Here is a 15,364-nt window from a genome sequence, read left to right as displayed (position 1 = left end):
TAAACCAGGGGGCGCAGATGACTATATCATCACGCTTTCGTTTGATACTTTTTAAGTATGCTGATCCGTTAATTGGATTCCTATTTGTATTCGAGCGTATTCTTAGTGAACCCAAATTAAATAGAGTGTGTCACTGACTATTGGATAAACGAATACGTCAAAAATAATGATGTTCCCGGTATCACTTCTGATCTGCTTCCTCGGCATCTTTGCGAGTGTCAGCAATTGGGCAGATCTCAATGAAAGCATATGCGATGACCTGGTTAAAACCTGTTACTCTTAATGGTGCGGGTGTTCGACTTGAACTTCTAGATCAGCGGCACCTCGACGATCTCGTAGAGGCAACACAGGACGGGGAATTGTGGACGCTGTGGTACACTTCCGTTCCTGATCCTGAGGGGGTAGCCACAGAGATTCAAAGGCGGCTTGATCTATTTGCCCAACAACTGATGCTTCCATTCGCTATTATTGAAGAGGCTTCAGGCAAAGCCGTTGGTATGACTACTTTCATGAATGTGGATGCTGCAAACCGGCGTGTCGAAATCGGCTCAACCTGGTTGCGAAAATCGGTGCAAAGCACTGGCTTGAATACACAATGCAAACTCTTATTACTGACGTATGCGTTTGAAGAGCTGGATTGCGTTGCCGTTGAGTTTCGAACGCATTTTTTCAATCAGCAAAGCCGCGCTGGTATCGAGCGCCTGGGTGCGAAACTTGATGGGATTCTGCGCAGTCATCAAATCGCACCGAATGGCACACTCCGCGATACGTGTGTCTATTCCATTATTGCCAGCGAATGGCCCACGGTGAAAGCACACCTGATATTTCAGGCAACAAGGCCACGTTGAGCAGGGTTAGAATCATGTCCGATTTTGAGGCCTGATCGTTTCCTGTTTAATACGCAGAATTAAACAGCCGATTATTAATGATGTGTATTAAAGTCGATCGGTCTATCGGGCAAAACTAGCTATCAGATGACCTGTTTTTCAGGATCGATGTAGACAAAACTGCTGAGCAGAGGTAAAGTGATAGCAGTAAGTTACGTTCCCCGTACACTTTATTCCCCGCCCATAAACAACGTCACTTGGCATTGTGAGATTACCCTCCCTGGAATTGATTATGTTGAATCTATTTGATAAGTCTTCCAGTAAGTTCTGCAATCAGGTATCGCGGCGGAATTTCATCAAAGTCGGCTCGCTGGGTCTAGGCGGTCTTTCTCTGCCCCAACTACTTCGTGCTGAATCGCAGTCGGGCAAAGTTAATTCTCACAAATCGATCATCATGATCTATCTGCCGGGCGGGCCTCCGCATCAGGACATGTATGATATTAAAATGGATGCGCCGGCTGAGATTCGTGGCGAGTTCAATCCGATCTCTACCAATGTGCCTGACATTCACATTTGCGAACACCTGCCACGTCTGGCACGCATTGCAGACAAATGTGTCTTTGTGAATTCGCTCGTCGGTTCGATCGGCCAGCATGCTTCGTTTCAATGTATGACCGGACACAGTAATCGAAAACAACCATCGGGTGGTTGGCCCGAATTCGGCTCTGCACTGTCCCGCTTGAAAGGTGATCCAAGGGCGACCTCACCCGCTTATGTGAATCTTTCGCCGAAGATGCAACATACACCTTACAACTTTGGGAAGAACAGCTTCTTGGGAATGGCCCATACACCCTTCAATCCGAATGGGGAAATGAAGAGTGATATGACATTGAACGGCATTACCTTAGATCGCCTGAAAGATCGAAAAAGTTTGCTGCAAAGCTTTGATCAGTTTCGACGCGATGCCGACAGTAGTGGCGCGATGCTGGGGCTCGATTCTTTCAACGAACAGGCCTTCGGCGTGCTCACTTCAAAGGGTCTGGTTGAAGCACTCGATGTGTCGAAAGAAGATCCCGCGATACGCGAACGCTATGGTAAAGGGACCGAGAAAAAACAGGGGGACGCTGCTCCGCGACTCAACGAACAATTTCTTCTCGCGCGGCGACTGGTCGAAGCCGGGGCGCGGGTTGTGACGCTGAGCTATAGTTTCTGGGATTGGCATGGAAGTAATTTCAAAAGAGCCAAAGAGAACTTTCCCGATTTCGATCAAGCCATTACGGCCCTGATCGAGGACTTGCATCAACGTGGGATGGCGGAAGACACAACGGTCATCGCGTGGGGCGAGTTTGGGCGAACGCCGCAAGTGAATAAAAATGGTGGTCGCGATCACTGGCCGCGCGTGTGTAATGCGTTGCTGGCTGGTGGGGGTATGAAAACGGGCCAGGTCATCGGCACCACTGACCGATTGGGCGGCGAAGCGGATCGCCGCCCCGTTCATTTCCAGGAAGTATTTGCAACACTTTATCACAATATGGGGATCGACGTGCAACAACTGACACTCCCCGATCACGCGGGTCGACCTCAGTATCTGGTCGACAGCGGTTACACTCCGCTATCGGAACTCATGTGATCTTCCCAGTTCATGGGGATTGGTCTCGCTGAGACAACTGAACAAAAATGACATCTGACATAGACATAAGTGAGATTTGATGTTAGTATGGGACGTGCTTTCAGGCTCAACCCAATTGATAAATCTGAGATAAGCGACGATACAGATAAGAGACAATACAGTGTAGACTACGAATTACAGAAGTGGGGCTTTCCCCTGCATGAGGTTCACAACGGGAGAACAGGTTATGCAACGGCGGCAATTTCTAGTGGCATCGGGACTCGGCTTTGCCGGGATGCAATTCGGAACACCGGTTCCAGCAGCTCCTAAGGAAATAACGGCCCCTGCGCCGAAGCGCGCGAAATCGACGATACTTTTCTTTTTGTGTGGCGGTTCCTCTCACCTTGATATGTGGGATCTGAAGCCTGACGCGCCTTTGGAGTATCGTGGTCTGTTTCAACCGATTGCAACCACGGCTCCGGGAGTTCGCCTTTCGGAACATCTGCCGATGACGGCTAAGCAGGCGCATCATTTAGCACTCATCAATTCGGTGGCAGGAACGGTCAACACAAACGACCATCACGCGGGTTATTACCATAATCTGACGGGGCATGTACCAGACCAGACTTTCGTCACGCGCGGAAACAATCGCACGCCTCTACCAGGTGACTGGCCTTATATGGGTTCTGTGGTAGCCTCGCGTCGTCCGACTCATCCGAATCTTCCCAATGCGATTTCTCTGCCTCATATGCCAAGCCGCGCCCCTTACACGCGACCCGGTCAGTTTGCGGCGCGACTAGGTGTGGAACACGATCCGATGTATATCCACGGAAGCAGCGAAGAGCCACTCAAGCTTCGCGGGCCGGCACTTTCTCTGGAAGGAGATGTCACAGCCGACCGACTGACCGACCGGATGTCGCTGCTGAAAGAACTGGATACGACTCGCCGTCACTTTGATGGCTTTCCCAATGTCGCGGCAATGAACCAGAATCAGGAACGGGCACTATCTTTATTGATGTCCTCACAGTCTACGTCTGCATTCGACCTGAAGCAGGAATCGCCTGCCATGATAGAACGTTACGGGAAAACGATTAATGGCATGAGCCTGCTGGTTGCCCGTCGGCTGGTGGAAGCTGAGGTTCCCTTCATTACTGTCTTCTGGAAAGGGGATCTCAATAAACTTGGCAAGAAGTGTAAAAGCGCCGGTAGCTGGGACACACACGGGAACAATTTTAAGTGCCTCGAAAAAAATCTGCTGCCGGAATTCGACCGGGCTTACTCTGCTTTGATTGAGGATCTGGCTGACCGCGGCCTCATCGATGAAACACTCGTGATGATCACCAGTGAAATGGGCCGCAAACCGAAGATTGGCGATCCACGTTCCGGTGGAATTTCCGGAGCGGGCCGCGATCACTGGACGCATTGCTTAACCGACGTGCTTGCCGGCGGTGGAATTCAGGGAGGCCAGACTTATGGTTCCAGTGACCGTTATGGTGAGTATCCGAAAGACAAAAAGGTCACGCCAGCGGACATCACGCATACTGTGTATCATGCGATGGGAATTAATGACTTGACCGCCTATGACAAGTTAGGCCGTCCTTATGATCTGCTTGATAAATCGAAGCCGCTGACGGAATTGTTCTGATTTGCACCGATATGAATTAATCAGATTCTGAAGGACATCATAATCAGATGTGGATTTTCAATACCAATGCTCTGATCTGTGGTGCTGCTGGAATTTCACTGTTCTTTGTGTCGATCAAATGGAGTGACAACCGTGAACTGGCAGTGATTGTCGCCATCGTGAGCGCGATGCTGTTTGACCTGTTTTTACGCTTCACCAACGATGAGACAGAAAACCCGAGTATCAATCCCGAAGCCGGCGGACATATCTGGTTCATTCCGATCTGGGGTGTCGGGATCCTGTTACTGATCTTTGCGGGCTTGTCGCACTTCCGTGTCATTTAATTCGTGAACATAAGAGCCATTCCTGCCTTGAGAGACAGGCAATTTCACCCATGTTTCTCACTGATATTCGGAAAATAGAACGTTTTAGTCAATATTTTGTGTGATTTGTTTCGGGTCCGGACACTACTCTGTTAGGGAAAGGATCAAAATGGATCTGACACAACTGATTGAACTCTATCGCGGGCCGCTTGTGGGCCTGATTGCTTCCTGGGGAACTCCCTGGATAGACGCGAAGGACATTGCGCAGGATAGTTTTGCGGAAGCATATCTGAGTCGTGAATCCTGTCGTGGTGACTGGGAGCAGCCTGAAATCTTTGGTGCCTGGCTGCGTGGCATCGCCCGCAATCGGCATCGCAACTGGGTACGAAGTCGTAAACGGCGGCGCAATCATGTTGTGACAGTTGAACCAGCGGTGCTTGAAGGGATCGCGGCACCATCCGGTCCTGAACCACCTTTGCAACTGGAAAGACTGCGGACCGCAATTTTCCGTTTGCCAACCAAACAGCGGCAAGTCGTACTGATGCACTATCTGGAAGAAACCAGCATTAAGGAAGTGGCGATATTGCTATCGATTAAACCGAAGACTGTTGAAGGACGTCTCTATCAGGCACGTCGGGCGTTGCGACGCATTTTGGACGACAAGATATCCACGACACAAATTGGAAGGATGTTGCTATGTCTGTAGAACTTGTTCCCGAATCGGATCTGCGTGCGGCTCTTCACTCTTATCGTGTCGACAATGATGAATTCGAAGCGGGCATCCGCGCCCGAATCGAGGCGGCTGTGATACCGCTTCAGGACCAGTCACAGGGTGTGGATGATCCGCTGCTGACTGTCGCCGCGGCTTTCATTCCCTGTCCATTGATCACTGCCGGCAAGATTGCCGGCAGTGGGGCTCAGCTCTCTTCTCTGACGCTGTCGCAGAAGTTACTGGGATATGCTGCCTTACCGGCGATCAGCTTATTTCTGTTAGTCGGTGCGACCATTTTCAGTGCCAGGAAAATTCATAAAGTGCAGAAAGAGAATCAATCCGACCTCAGCGACGCAGAGGAAATGCAGGCAGCCGTTCGGCAATGGTGGAGATCCCACAGGTTGGGCGCTGCATTCGTTTTTGCAGCTGTGCTCATACTGCCGATGATTGGAGCGACGTGGCTGCTCTTCCTGTTTCTGTTGGCTTCGTTCGGTTTATTGCTTTATTTCCTCTCGAGCTTTGCCAGGATCGGTATGGGAAATCGCTATCTGGTCGGTCAGTCCTGTTTGATGGGCTTAGTCTTTCTCGCCCAGGCGATGTCAAATCCCTTTGTAGGACGGAGCGAGATTCACTTCGTTGATCAAAAGCTGATTGCGGTAGCATTTTATATAGGCACGTTGATTCTCATGCCGTTTGTGATCCTCAGCATGGCACGTCTGGGGGGGAGAGAGGCATTCAAGTCGAAAGAGAAATCCCCTCATTGGCTCATTATACTCGGTACATTCCTGATCCCTATTGTACTCTTCTATATTACTCTGTCGTCGTTTCGCAAGCCGACTGATAACCAGCCAGCGATTTTCGGCGGGTATGGATGGTGGTTTTTTGCGATCATGATTGGCGTTGCAGTATCTGCTGTGATTGGGGCATTTGTTCGTCGCTCCCGAAAGGCTGTTGTTGCGCAACCCGTGGTACGTCCTCAATGGATCCCGGGGGTACTCTATGCATGTATTACTATTCCGTTGATGTTGTGGTTCACAAACCAGATCTGGTGGCCTGCTACGCCAGCACGGATTCTGCAGCACGTGGAATCGTTCGAAAAAGGGCGATTCCCTTCGCTCACCTTTCGTGACTGGGAGATCCCCGCAAGTTGGACGATCGAACAAGGGCTCGATCCGGATCTGTCCCGTGCCCGCAGGGTTTTGGACAACGAAATCACCACTGATCAAAAAATGTTAACCTTTACTCTGGGCAGTGCATTCCGAGTGGGGCTGGTGCTCCCCACCCATATTGAAACGCTTCCCAATCTTGAACAAAAACGTCAATCACTTCTTCCCGAACAACGTTTTTTGCCACCACAGCCAATCTCCAGCTTGAACCAATACGCGTGGGTCTTCTATGCCCTGGTTCAAAGTGACCAACTATCACCAGAGGATCGGGACTTTCTGGAGCAGCGGCTTTTGGCAACTCTCGAAAATCCTGTCTCACAAACAGCAGATATGCTGGAAGATGCCCTGCTAATAACACAATTGCTGGAGGTGATCGATCACCCCATTGATCGTGATAAATACCGTAAACAAGTGCATCATTGGCTACGTGAGTTCCATAGTAAACAGACTCACTCATTCCAGATCGCCGGAGGTTTCGAAAAGTATAAGGGCAATTCAGCGTCAATGCTGGCGACCTCTCAAGCGATTGAACTGATGCAGATCTATGGTATTCCCGAGGATCTCGATTTGAACTGGGTGCGATCATATCTGCGTCCATTGTCCTTTAGACATTCCAGCGAAAAATGGATCGCCGCGGTGACGCTCGATCGGTTGAATCATTTACCTGGCGTGACGCAACCAACGTGGTTCGAATGGCTGTACTACGAACGCAGTCTGGTCGCCGCGATGCTGTTGGTTGTGCTCTGTCTCTATGCGACGTTATCTTCACCTATGCCCAAAGTAGAGGCAAAGAATTCTGAGAATTCGGGAACCGATTAGATTTGGTATCAGTACTAATGGTAATTGTTGAAGAACCAACAGTATAATTAGAAATACAATACTGATTGAAGGACTCCACTTTCTAACCCATTTAAATACACGGGCTTGAGCTGTTTACTCCAGGTATGTAGCCTGTGTCCAGGTTTACGGTAGCGTCTCCAAGGCCATTTGAAACGAGTATCACTGAATGAAATGTGCTATGGTTAAATTGGATGCGCTCTAGAACAGAGAAGAAGGCAAGGAATCATGAAAAAACTATCCGTTTTACTGATCGCCGTTGTTGTATTCCCGCTCATCGCACTCGCCGAAACAAAAGAGGAAAACCTGCCAGTAGGTCGATACGATATTACTTTCTCCGCAGAGGGAGTTTATTTTCTCGACACCGCAACTGGTGCTCTCTGGCTCAAGCAGAACGGGGGCGAGTGGGAACGAATCGACAGCCCTGTTAATCGGAGATCGGACAAAAAAGCTTCATCGGACAAGCCCGTCACTTTGGCTCTTGCTAAAGGGGGAGCAACAATGCCGATGGTTCAAAGAGAACGACGAAAGATTCCAGGTTCGTCGGACACACTTTCTGTTCAACTTGGCGATATCACCGGCGGGCAGGTTTTCGTAGAAGTCATTGACGTCAATGGGCATTATTTGGTGAAACGCACGTCGTTGAAGAATAATGAATTCCTGAAGTTTGAATTAGATGGAAAAGATGTCTATCTCCAGATCGTTGATATGATCAATAATTTTATAGGGGATGATATTTGCAAAGTCCGTATCTCATTTGAGAAGCCGAAAAGTGAATCCAAAAAAGAGACGTTAAAGGAATCACGCGAGAAGTCCTGAAACAACTGCTTTTCAGGAGTGTTGTGGTTTAATTGTTTGTATGATTTTCGGCGATCTGGTATGGGACTGGTCCCTTATTAATCGCTCGGTGGACTGAAACCATAATGATCCAGCCCGTGCAGTAAGCTGATTGGGTGACGTTCACCAACACTAATGACTTCCCGATGTTCATGTCTGTGGTTGAGGTCATATCTGGTAGAATACAACATGGTCCCTGATTTTTCGTTTGTCGAAACGTAGGTTATTAGTGACAGGGCTTTCTCACCGTCGGACGAGCCGACAGTGTCCCCCGATAATCTAACGAGGTTTTTGAATGATTGATGACGTATTTTGGTTGTGTCAGAGTATTATCATGTTGAAGGGCGTGGGGAGGTCAAGGGGAATGATTTTTATGCGTTGCGAATGGTGGTTGAACGTGGTTGATAGTGTGTTGCAGTGTGGTCGATACGCGTTGAACGCGCGCCCATACGCGTCGATAAGTGGTGAGGGATTGAGCAGGTGTTTTACAAATCGTTCTGAAACCAGTGCTTTTTATAGTGCTAAAGTGGAACTTCTTACGGAGATGCAGTGAGCATCTCTCTCACTCGCGCGCGACGCGTAAAAACGCTTATATTCAGCGGCGCGGCGGGGTCAAGAGATGATTCAAAATTTTATCTACAGGAAGTAAAAGGGGTGCAAATATCATGAAGTTGCTAGATGTTTTAGACATCAGGCTGGGAATGAGACGATGCATTTCGTTGTTGACGGCTGGGTTTCTTTTCGTACAATTTTGATCTGATGTTGTCTGTAAGTACATTTTTAAACTGCAATTTTAAACTGCAATTAATCATAAAGAGGCGATCAAGATGGATGTGTCGTTTACTAATTCGCGCGAGGACGTGTCAAAGGCAAAGCATGTGGAGACTGACTGGGCGTCATTGAGTCTGGGGCAGCGAATTCGTTCTCTCGAAGTAGACGGTTATATGGTGTTTCCCGATCTATTGTGTGCGGATCAGCTGGCGTTAATTCGTGAGGAGTTGAAAGGTCTGCCAACGACGGGCACGGATTACAGCGCTCATCAGCGGGGCTTTTCAAACGTACAATGGAGCGATTCGCCGACGGCCATTGATGTGATTGCCTTGCCTGCGATGATCGAGTTTCTGGAGACACTGTTTGGTGATGAGCTGATTTGCACATCCTGTGCTTATGCCGTTTCACAATCGGGGCATCCGGGAATTGCCATTCATACCGACTCTCAGCCCTACGGTTCGAAAATATTCGGTTTGGGAGCCAGTTCGCCTTGTCTGGTGCGCGTGTTGTACTATCTGGATGATCTGACTCCCGAACACAGTCCGTTCAAAGTAATTCCCGGCTCGCATCTTTCACTGCATGCAGATGGCAATCCTTATCAACGTTATCTCTCGCATGAGGATGAGGAGATGGTGGTGTGCCGGGCAGGGTCGGCGGTGATTATTAATCAGAAAGTATTCCACGCCAACTATCCCAATTATAGTGATAGCGATCGGCATATGCTCGCCATTGCCTATCGACCGGCGTGGGCAGGGCCGATTGGTGAGGTGACCGATTATGAAGCTGATAAAGTCAACGCCTTGCCCGAACATGTGCGTCCGTTTTTTCGTAGTTTAAATACACAGAAGATCGATTATGATCTGCCGAACCGTCCCGACAACATGGCCCGCCATGCGCCGGGTGTCAGCCGGCGGCGTTATGGCGAACAGTGAATCGAACTGAAAACAGATTCAAGCCTACTTCGAATGCAGGCCGACTGTGTTGACGGCGATGATTTGATAGTTGTGTGATTTTCCTTTTTCGGCGGTGGTGTCAATGAACTGGAATTTTAACAATGGCAAAACGGGTGTGTCGCCGTAACTCATTCCCTGGAAGAGCTGGCGGCCGTAACGATTGTTTTTCGGTTTCTCAGGAATCTGGCCGATGAGTTTTCCATCGCGTTTGATGAGAAACGTCTGGATGCCGCTTTCGAAATCGGTTGGTGCGTTCCAGGTGATGGTGCCGGTGGTTTTGTCAACTTTGACCTTGGTTGGTGCGGGAGGGGGAGTGGTGTCGCTGACAGCGCCTGTTTTGACAAAGTCCTGCCATGCGAGGGCGACTTTTTTGTTCGGAAACCAGGAAGCATTTGCGGCATCCCCTTTGAACTTGCTGGCTGGTTGGGGCGTATCTGTGCTGAGTGCGGGGGCCAACCAACCGTGTTCGAGATCGACATCTTTCAGCGGATCACCGACTTGATCGGGCAAGCGTAGTTTGAGGCAGGCGTCGAAAAAGGGAATGGCCAGATAGCGAGAGTCGCCTGTTTCGTGGCCGGTTTGTGGATCGGGTGTGAAAGCGATGGGAGCTCCCTTGGCACGATAGGCTTTAAACATGGCGATGTTTCCATCCCAGGCGCGGCGGAAACGTTCGTGCCCTTTTTCTTTCTGGCCGGGGTTAGCCATCATCGGAATTTTCATGGCTGCATCGGGGATCGTGGGAGCAGGGATTTCCCCTTTGGTCCAATAGCCGAAGGCGGTTCCCGATTGAAACCAGATCGCTACAATTCGCTCAGGGTATTTCATCTGCATCAGGCTCGACCAGAATCCGCCGCCGGAATGTCCCCAGAGACACCACGGAACGGTTGCGATTTCGGGATGTCCTGATGCCTTAGCCAGTTTCTTCAAGGAGTTCAAAAAGACTTTGTCTGAGCCATTTCGCGGATCGCACCAGAGACGACAGTTCTGAGCCTTTGCCTGATGGAAACTGGGGCCGAGCAGGGCACAATTGTTTTTTCTTGCCAATTCCTGCCAATGCAAATCGTGGGCAGCGGTTACACTGCCAGTGCAGGAGCCTGAGCCACAACCGTGCTGATGCACGATAATCCCACGAACCTGTTTGAGGCCTTCGGGAATCCATAAAGTGTAAGTCACGCCGATCTGAAGTTGTCCTTCTTTAGGATCGGTTGGTTGCTTGTAGACGGTACTAAAACAGGGGGCTTTAAAGGATGCGTCGACTTGGGGAAGCTCCAGAGGTGGGATTGTCTCCTCGGCAGAAACGGGAATGATAAACAACTGCAGGACGATGATGGCGGCGATGTAGATCAGTGTCGAGTATGATTTCATTTTGTTACTCCGGTGGGAATCGTAGTTTCGTGGTCGGGTTGTTTTTTCTATGGAAAATCGGTGTTGACCTGCAGGTGGCGTTATGGATTATGGTAAGCATTCCATGTTAAACAAAATGGGGATGCCAGTAAATCAATGGGAGGATAAGTCAGGTGGCGTGGGTTGGTCTTTTTTTGGTTGATGGTTTTTCAGATAAAGGGGGATGCCGATCAGTACGGGAATTACGCCGAGGATTGTCAGACCGCGAGCATAGTCGAGGCTGGAATAGAGCATGTAACATGAGGTGGCACAAAAAATGATGGGGGTAATCGGATAGAAGGGGACTCGAAAGGGGCGTTCTAAGTCGGGGAGTTTGAAGCGGAGGATGATGAGGCTGAGTCCGGTTAATAAAAAGAAGATCCAGAAGAGGGGCGCTGTTGCTGCAATCAGAGTCTCAAAGCCACCTCCATATTGGTTCCAGTTAATGATTTCCCATTGAATCAGTTCAAAGGGTTTCGCCAGGATTTGTTGTCCGATGTCTGTTCCGACGAGAACAATCATGCAAACGGAAATCAAACCTTGTGTGACGAGTGAAAAGATGGGCGCGTTGACCCGATAATTCCAGCGGGCGAGGGCGGCGAAGAGTGGATGGTCCATTCCTAGACGCACGTTGACTCGGGAGCCGGTGAGGATCAGGCCGTTAATGGCGCCTAACGAGGAGATCATGATGACCAGACTGATGGCTTTTTCTCCCATCGGTCCCCAGGCATTACCAAGTAGATCAGCGGCTGGTGCTCCTGATTTGAGCAGGCCATCGTAACCCAGTCCCCAAACGTAGGCAGCGTTAATGATAAGGTAAATCGCGGTGATTCCGATGCTTCCGAAAATCAAAGCTTTGGGAATATTTTTACCGGGTTGTTTGACTTCCGCGGCGACAAAGGCCGCATCATTCCACCCGCCGTAAGCATAGAGGACAAAGACCATTGCCAGACCATAATTGGGAGCAGACTGTGATTTTGTGGAAAGGAGTTCTGGTATCGAGTTTGTATTTTGCATGCCAAGATAAAATCCCGTTAGGGCAATGGCTGCTAACCCGATGACTTTGGCAAGGGTGAGAATGTTTTGTGCGCGTTTTCCTATGAGCAGGCCGAGTAGATTTAAAAAAATCAGGATACAGGCAGAGAAGGCAGCTAGCAGCACAGCCCAATCATCTGAAACTTCTAGAAACGAGGCCGCGTAATGCGCGAAAACGTAAGACATGATTCCGATGTTACCGGGATTGATGGCTACGAATTGTGCCCATCCAAAGAGGAAGCCGGTTCCTCGTCCATAAGTTTTTGAGAGGAAGACATAGTCTCCACCGGTTTCAGGTAAAGAGGATGCCAGTTCGGCGTAGCAGAGTGCACCGGCGAGCATCAAAAAACCACCCAGACACCAGATGACTACGCCCGCTTCAATTGACCCTGCATTCGCAAATACCAGACTGGGAACTTTAAAAATGGAAACACCGATCACAATGCCGATGATAATGTTGATGGTATCCCAGAGCGTCAGTTTTTTCTGGTATTGTTCCGTTTGTGAAGAATCGGTCTGTGGTTCTCCCGGCTCTGGATGGTCTTGATTTGCGGGCATTTGAAAATCGATCCCCAATTAAAGCCGATTCTGGAAGACGTCAAGAGAACTTGAGGATCACTCAGGTGTTATGCCTACAAGAACCGCGACAGGCATGGACCAGATATCCAAATTGATTTCATCATTGATAGAAAAGCCTGCATCATTCAGGAAGCCTGCGGCATTGATGGGCTGGCAGTCAACAATATGCGGGAAATGCTGATGCATCCATTTGTAAGTCTTTTCGAGAAAGCTGTCTTTTTCCCCTTCTTTGGGCAGAGCCATCGAGACAACACCCAGACGTCCTCCCGGCTTCAGTACGCGTTTGATTTCCTGAAGCACTTCCGGAATGGTTTCCAGTGGAAAGAGTTCGAGAGTGAAGCTCATCGAGACGACATCGAAGGTATGATCCTTAAACGGCAGGGGAGGAGTGTTGGCCACAGAGAGCTTCACCCGATCTGCCACGCCGGCTTCTGTGACGCGTTTTTCGGAGACTTTCTTCATTCCATCAGAGATGTCTACTCCATAAATCAGGCCTGTCGTGCCTGCTGCTACAGCCATTGCGACCAGCGAGTGGCCGGTCCCATAGCCAATTTCCAGCACTTTTTCGCCTTCATCAATTCCCAGTGCCGTCAGCCCTTTTTCTCGAGCAACATGTTCGTTGGAATCAGCAAGTAAATCGTAGGAATGACTGATTCGATCATAAAATGATTTGGTTAGTTTTTCATCAGTGGAACTCATGGACGCGGTCTCCGGACAGATTGGTGCGAGTGGATTGCCTCAAATTATAAAACGATCATTTCTCTGAGAGAAGCCGGAAGGATGTAAACAATGCGAACTTCATGAATTTGTATGTGTAAAATTACATATCAGAAATTCCATCCCGAATTATTTTGAAAGAAAATGTAAGTTCATCAAATCTGAGTTTATTTGAATTCCCTTCATAGTCGGAGGATGCTACAACATAGGTCTAGGATTTTTTTGAAGCTCAATGACGGACAAAGGAATTAGTCCACTGAGGTCCTGTTCCATTGTTAAGGAGGGAACAAGCGTGCGAAATATATTGGCTTTGGTTCTGGCAGGTGGTAAAGGATCACGTCTGGAGCCTCTCACCCGCGATCGAGCGAAGCCCGCGGTTCCGTTTGGAGGTGGCTATCGAATTATTGATTTCACGCTTTCCAACTGTATTAATAGTGGTTTACGTCGGATATTGATTCTAACGCAGTATAAAGCAGCTAGTCTCGATCGTCATATCAATCTCGGTTGGCGATTTCTTTGTCGGGAATTGAATGAATTCGTCGATGTATTGCCACCTCAACAGCGAATTGACGAACAATGGTATCAGGGAACTGCTGACGCCGTTTATCAGAATATTTATACCATTGAGCGTGCTAGATCCGATTATATTTTGATCCTGTCCGGCGATCATATTTATAAAATGGATTATTCCAAGCTGATTCGTGATCATCAGGAATCCGGAGCAGAGGCAACGATCGGATGTATTCCCGTGGATCGGCAGGAAGCCAGCCAATTCGGAGTGATGGGAGTTGATGAGAATTTGCGCGTGGTCAAGTTTGAAGAAAAGCCGATCAATCCTCCAGCGATGCCTAACCATCCGGAGAAAAGTCTGGCATCAATGGGAATCTATGTTTTCAATACGAATTTCCTGTTTGAACGACTCTGTTACGATGCAACACAGTTAGATAGTTCTCATGATTTCGGAAATAATATCATTCCTTCCATTATCGATGATCATCTTGTACGTGCTTATCCCTTTCAGGATAAAAATACAGGCGACGGATATTACTGGCGAGATGTGGGAACCATCGACTCTTATTACGAAGCCAATATGGACTTGATCTCTGTTCATCCACAATTGAACTTATACGATCAATCCTGGCCCATCAGATCTTATCAACCACCCGATCCTCCGCCCAAGTTTGTCTTTGCACAAAGTGAAGGATCGATGCCCCGCGTTGGTCAGGCTGTGGATAGTACGGTTTGCCCGGGGTCGATTATCTCTGGTGGTCGCGTCAGCCAATCGATCATTTCGTCAAACGTACGTGTTAACAGTTGGGCAGAGGTCGATAATTCAATCCTATTTTCCGGTGTCAATGTTGGCAGACACGCCCGGATTCGTAATGCCATTGTTGATAAAGGAGTTACCATCCCGAAGAATTGCGAGATCGGTTATGACCTGGAAAACGACAGGCGTCGCGGGTTTACCGTTTCCGAATCAGGGATCGTGGTGATTGGCAAGATGGATGGATTTCCCGGAGAGGGTTGAAAGATTCGAGGGTTGAAAAAACCACTCTCTGGTTGAAGAGAAAATTGATTGAGGGCGCATAAAAATTCCCGGAAGCAGTAGCCCAGGGGGGGGAAGGACTTGTACTACTTCCGGGAGGCGATTGTTCGCCTGTTGTATCAATTTTTTAAAAACGCGACTCAGACAAAATCTTTCTTTTTCAAATTCAAAAAGATCGGAGCCTTGGCTTCCATGCCTTGGACACACGATCTTTCCATTGAGAGAATAAAATCGCTCAACGGACACCGGTATTTGCTTGAAGGTTGAAAAAGGGAATGACAATCGTCATTCTGAGGAGTGATGTAATCAGGAATTGTTTGAACTTAGATTAAAAAACCAGCGTGATTGCTGATGATGCGGGGAGAATAGAAATTGAATGAGATTCGGTCAACCCCAATTTAAAATGATTTTTAAAATTGAGTTTCTGGATCGGCTGCTTTGTGTA

General features: G+C 48.8%; 12 protein-coding genes. 9 read left to right on the top strand and 3 right to left on the bottom strand.

Annotation, left to right across the window (positions count from 1 at the left end):
* The first annotated feature begins 254 nt into the window (after positions 1–254).
* The 8 genes from Q0668_RS00080 to Q0668_RS00045 all read left to right on the top strand — a co-directional run bounded on the left by Q0668_RS00080 (position 255) and on the right by Q0668_RS00045 (position 9,638).
* On the top strand, positions 255–848 hold the full coding sequence (locus Q0668_RS00080) for a GNAT family protein (protein ID WP_298858696.1): 594 nt from the start codon (positions 255–257) through the stop codon (positions 846–848).
* A gap of 271 nt (positions 849–1,119) precedes the next feature.
* Complete coding sequence (locus tag Q0668_RS00075) at positions 1,120–2,457, top strand: DUF1501 domain-containing protein (protein ID WP_298858694.1); 1,338 nt, start codon at positions 1,120–1,122, stop codon at positions 2,455–2,457.
* Between the two features lie 226 nt (positions 2,458–2,683).
* Entirely contained in the window at positions 2,684–4,081 is a 1,398-nt protein-coding gene (locus Q0668_RS00070; RefSeq protein WP_298858691.1) for a DUF1501 domain-containing protein, read from the top strand.
* Positions 4,082–4,128: 47 nt separating this feature from the next.
* Positions 4,129–4,404: a hypothetical protein gene (locus tag Q0668_RS00065; RefSeq protein WP_298858689.1), complete on the top strand. Its 276-nt coding sequence runs from the start codon at positions 4,129–4,131 to the stop codon at positions 4,402–4,404.
* Between the two features lie 148 nt (positions 4,405–4,552).
* On the top strand, positions 4,553–5,089 hold the full coding sequence (locus Q0668_RS00060) for an RNA polymerase sigma factor (RefSeq protein ID WP_298858687.1): 537 nt from the start codon (positions 4,553–4,555) through the stop codon (positions 5,087–5,089).
* Complete coding sequence (locus Q0668_RS00055; RefSeq protein WP_298858685.1) at positions 5,080–7,080, top strand: hypothetical protein; 2,001 nt, start codon at positions 5,080–5,082, stop codon at positions 7,078–7,080. The genes Q0668_RS00060 and Q0668_RS00055 overlap by 10 nt, the downstream gene beginning before the upstream one ends.
* A 246-nt stretch (positions 7,081–7,326) precedes the next feature.
* A complete protein-coding gene (locus Q0668_RS00050; RefSeq protein ID WP_298858683.1) occupies positions 7,327–7,917 on the top strand; it encodes a hypothetical protein in 591 nt (196 codons plus the stop codon).
* A gap of 845 nt (positions 7,918–8,762) precedes the next feature.
* Positions 8,763–9,638, top strand: coding sequence for a phytanoyl-CoA dioxygenase family protein (locus tag Q0668_RS00045; RefSeq protein ID WP_298858680.1), 876 nt, complete (start codon positions 8,763–8,765; stop codon positions 9,636–9,638).
* Positions 9,639–9,662: 24 nt separating this feature from the next.
* Here Q0668_RS00045 and Q0668_RS00040 read toward each other — a convergent pair whose 3' ends face one another.
* The 3 genes from Q0668_RS00040 to Q0668_RS00030 form a co-directional block, all read right to left on the bottom strand.
* On the bottom strand, positions 9,663–11,024 hold the full coding sequence (locus Q0668_RS00040; RefSeq protein WP_298858678.1) for a hypothetical protein: 1,362 nt from the start codon (positions 11,022–11,024) through the stop codon (positions 9,663–9,665).
* A 132-nt stretch (positions 11,025–11,156) separates the two neighbouring features.
* Positions 11,157–12,635 carry an amino acid permease gene (locus tag Q0668_RS00035; RefSeq protein ID WP_298858676.1) on the bottom strand — a complete coding sequence of 493 codons (1,479 nt, stop codon included), beginning with the start codon at positions 12,633–12,635 and terminating at the stop codon, positions 11,157–11,159.
* 57 nt (positions 12,636–12,692) lie between these two features.
* Positions 12,693–13,355, bottom strand: coding sequence for a class I SAM-dependent methyltransferase (locus tag Q0668_RS00030; protein WP_298858673.1), 663 nt, complete (start codon positions 13,353–13,355; stop codon positions 12,693–12,695).
* Between the two features lie 310 nt (positions 13,356–13,665).
* Between Q0668_RS00030 and glgC the strand changes: the two genes are divergently transcribed.
* Positions 13,666–14,901 (top strand): glucose-1-phosphate adenylyltransferase, encoded by a 1,236-nt coding sequence (gene glgC, locus Q0668_RS00025; protein ID WP_298858671.1) that lies wholly within the window; start codon positions 13,666–13,668, stop codon positions 14,899–14,901.
* Positions 14,902–15,364 lie beyond the last annotated feature (463 nt).

This window comes from uncultured Gimesia sp. (genome assembly GCF_937910335.1).
GTDB lineage: Bacteria > Planctomycetota > Planctomycetia > Planctomycetales > Planctomycetaceae > Gimesia.
Note: the sequence above shows the minus strand (reverse complement) of the source record. Positions and strands in the feature narration are given on the sequence as shown.

Coding starts and splice junctions, on each gene's coding strand:
- Q0668_RS00070 (WP_298858691.1), top strand. CDS start 2,684: ATGCAACGGCGGCAATTTCTAGTGGCATCGGGACTCGGCTTTGCCGGG.
- Q0668_RS00030 (WP_298858673.1), bottom strand. CDS start 13,355: ATGAGTTCCACTGATGAAAAACTAACCAAATCATTTTATGATCGAATC.
- Q0668_RS00080 (WP_298858696.1), top strand. CDS start 255: ATGACCTGGTTAAAACCTGTTACTCTTAATGGTGCGGGTGTTCGACTT.
- Q0668_RS00065 (WP_298858689.1), top strand. CDS start 4,129: ATGTGGATTTTCAATACCAATGCTCTGATCTGTGGTGCTGCTGGAATT.
- Q0668_RS00035 (WP_298858676.1), bottom strand. CDS start 12,635: ATGCCCGCAAATCAAGACCATCCAGAGCCGGGAGAACCACAGACCGAT.
- Q0668_RS00055 (WP_298858685.1), top strand. CDS start 5,080: ATGTCTGTAGAACTTGTTCCCGAATCGGATCTGCGTGCGGCTCTTCAC.
- Q0668_RS00040 (WP_298858678.1), bottom strand. CDS start 11,024: ATGAAATCATACTCGACACTGATCTACATCGCCGCCATCATCGTCCTG.
- Q0668_RS00050 (WP_298858683.1), top strand. CDS start 7,327: ATGAAAAAACTATCCGTTTTACTGATCGCCGTTGTTGTATTCCCGCTC.
- Q0668_RS00075 (WP_298858694.1), top strand. CDS start 1,120: ATGTTGAATCTATTTGATAAGTCTTCCAGTAAGTTCTGCAATCAGGTA.
- Q0668_RS00060 (WP_298858687.1), top strand. CDS start 4,553: ATGGATCTGACACAACTGATTGAACTCTATCGCGGGCCGCTTGTGGGC.
- Q0668_RS00045 (WP_298858680.1), top strand. CDS start 8,763: ATGGATGTGTCGTTTACTAATTCGCGCGAGGACGTGTCAAAGGCAAAG.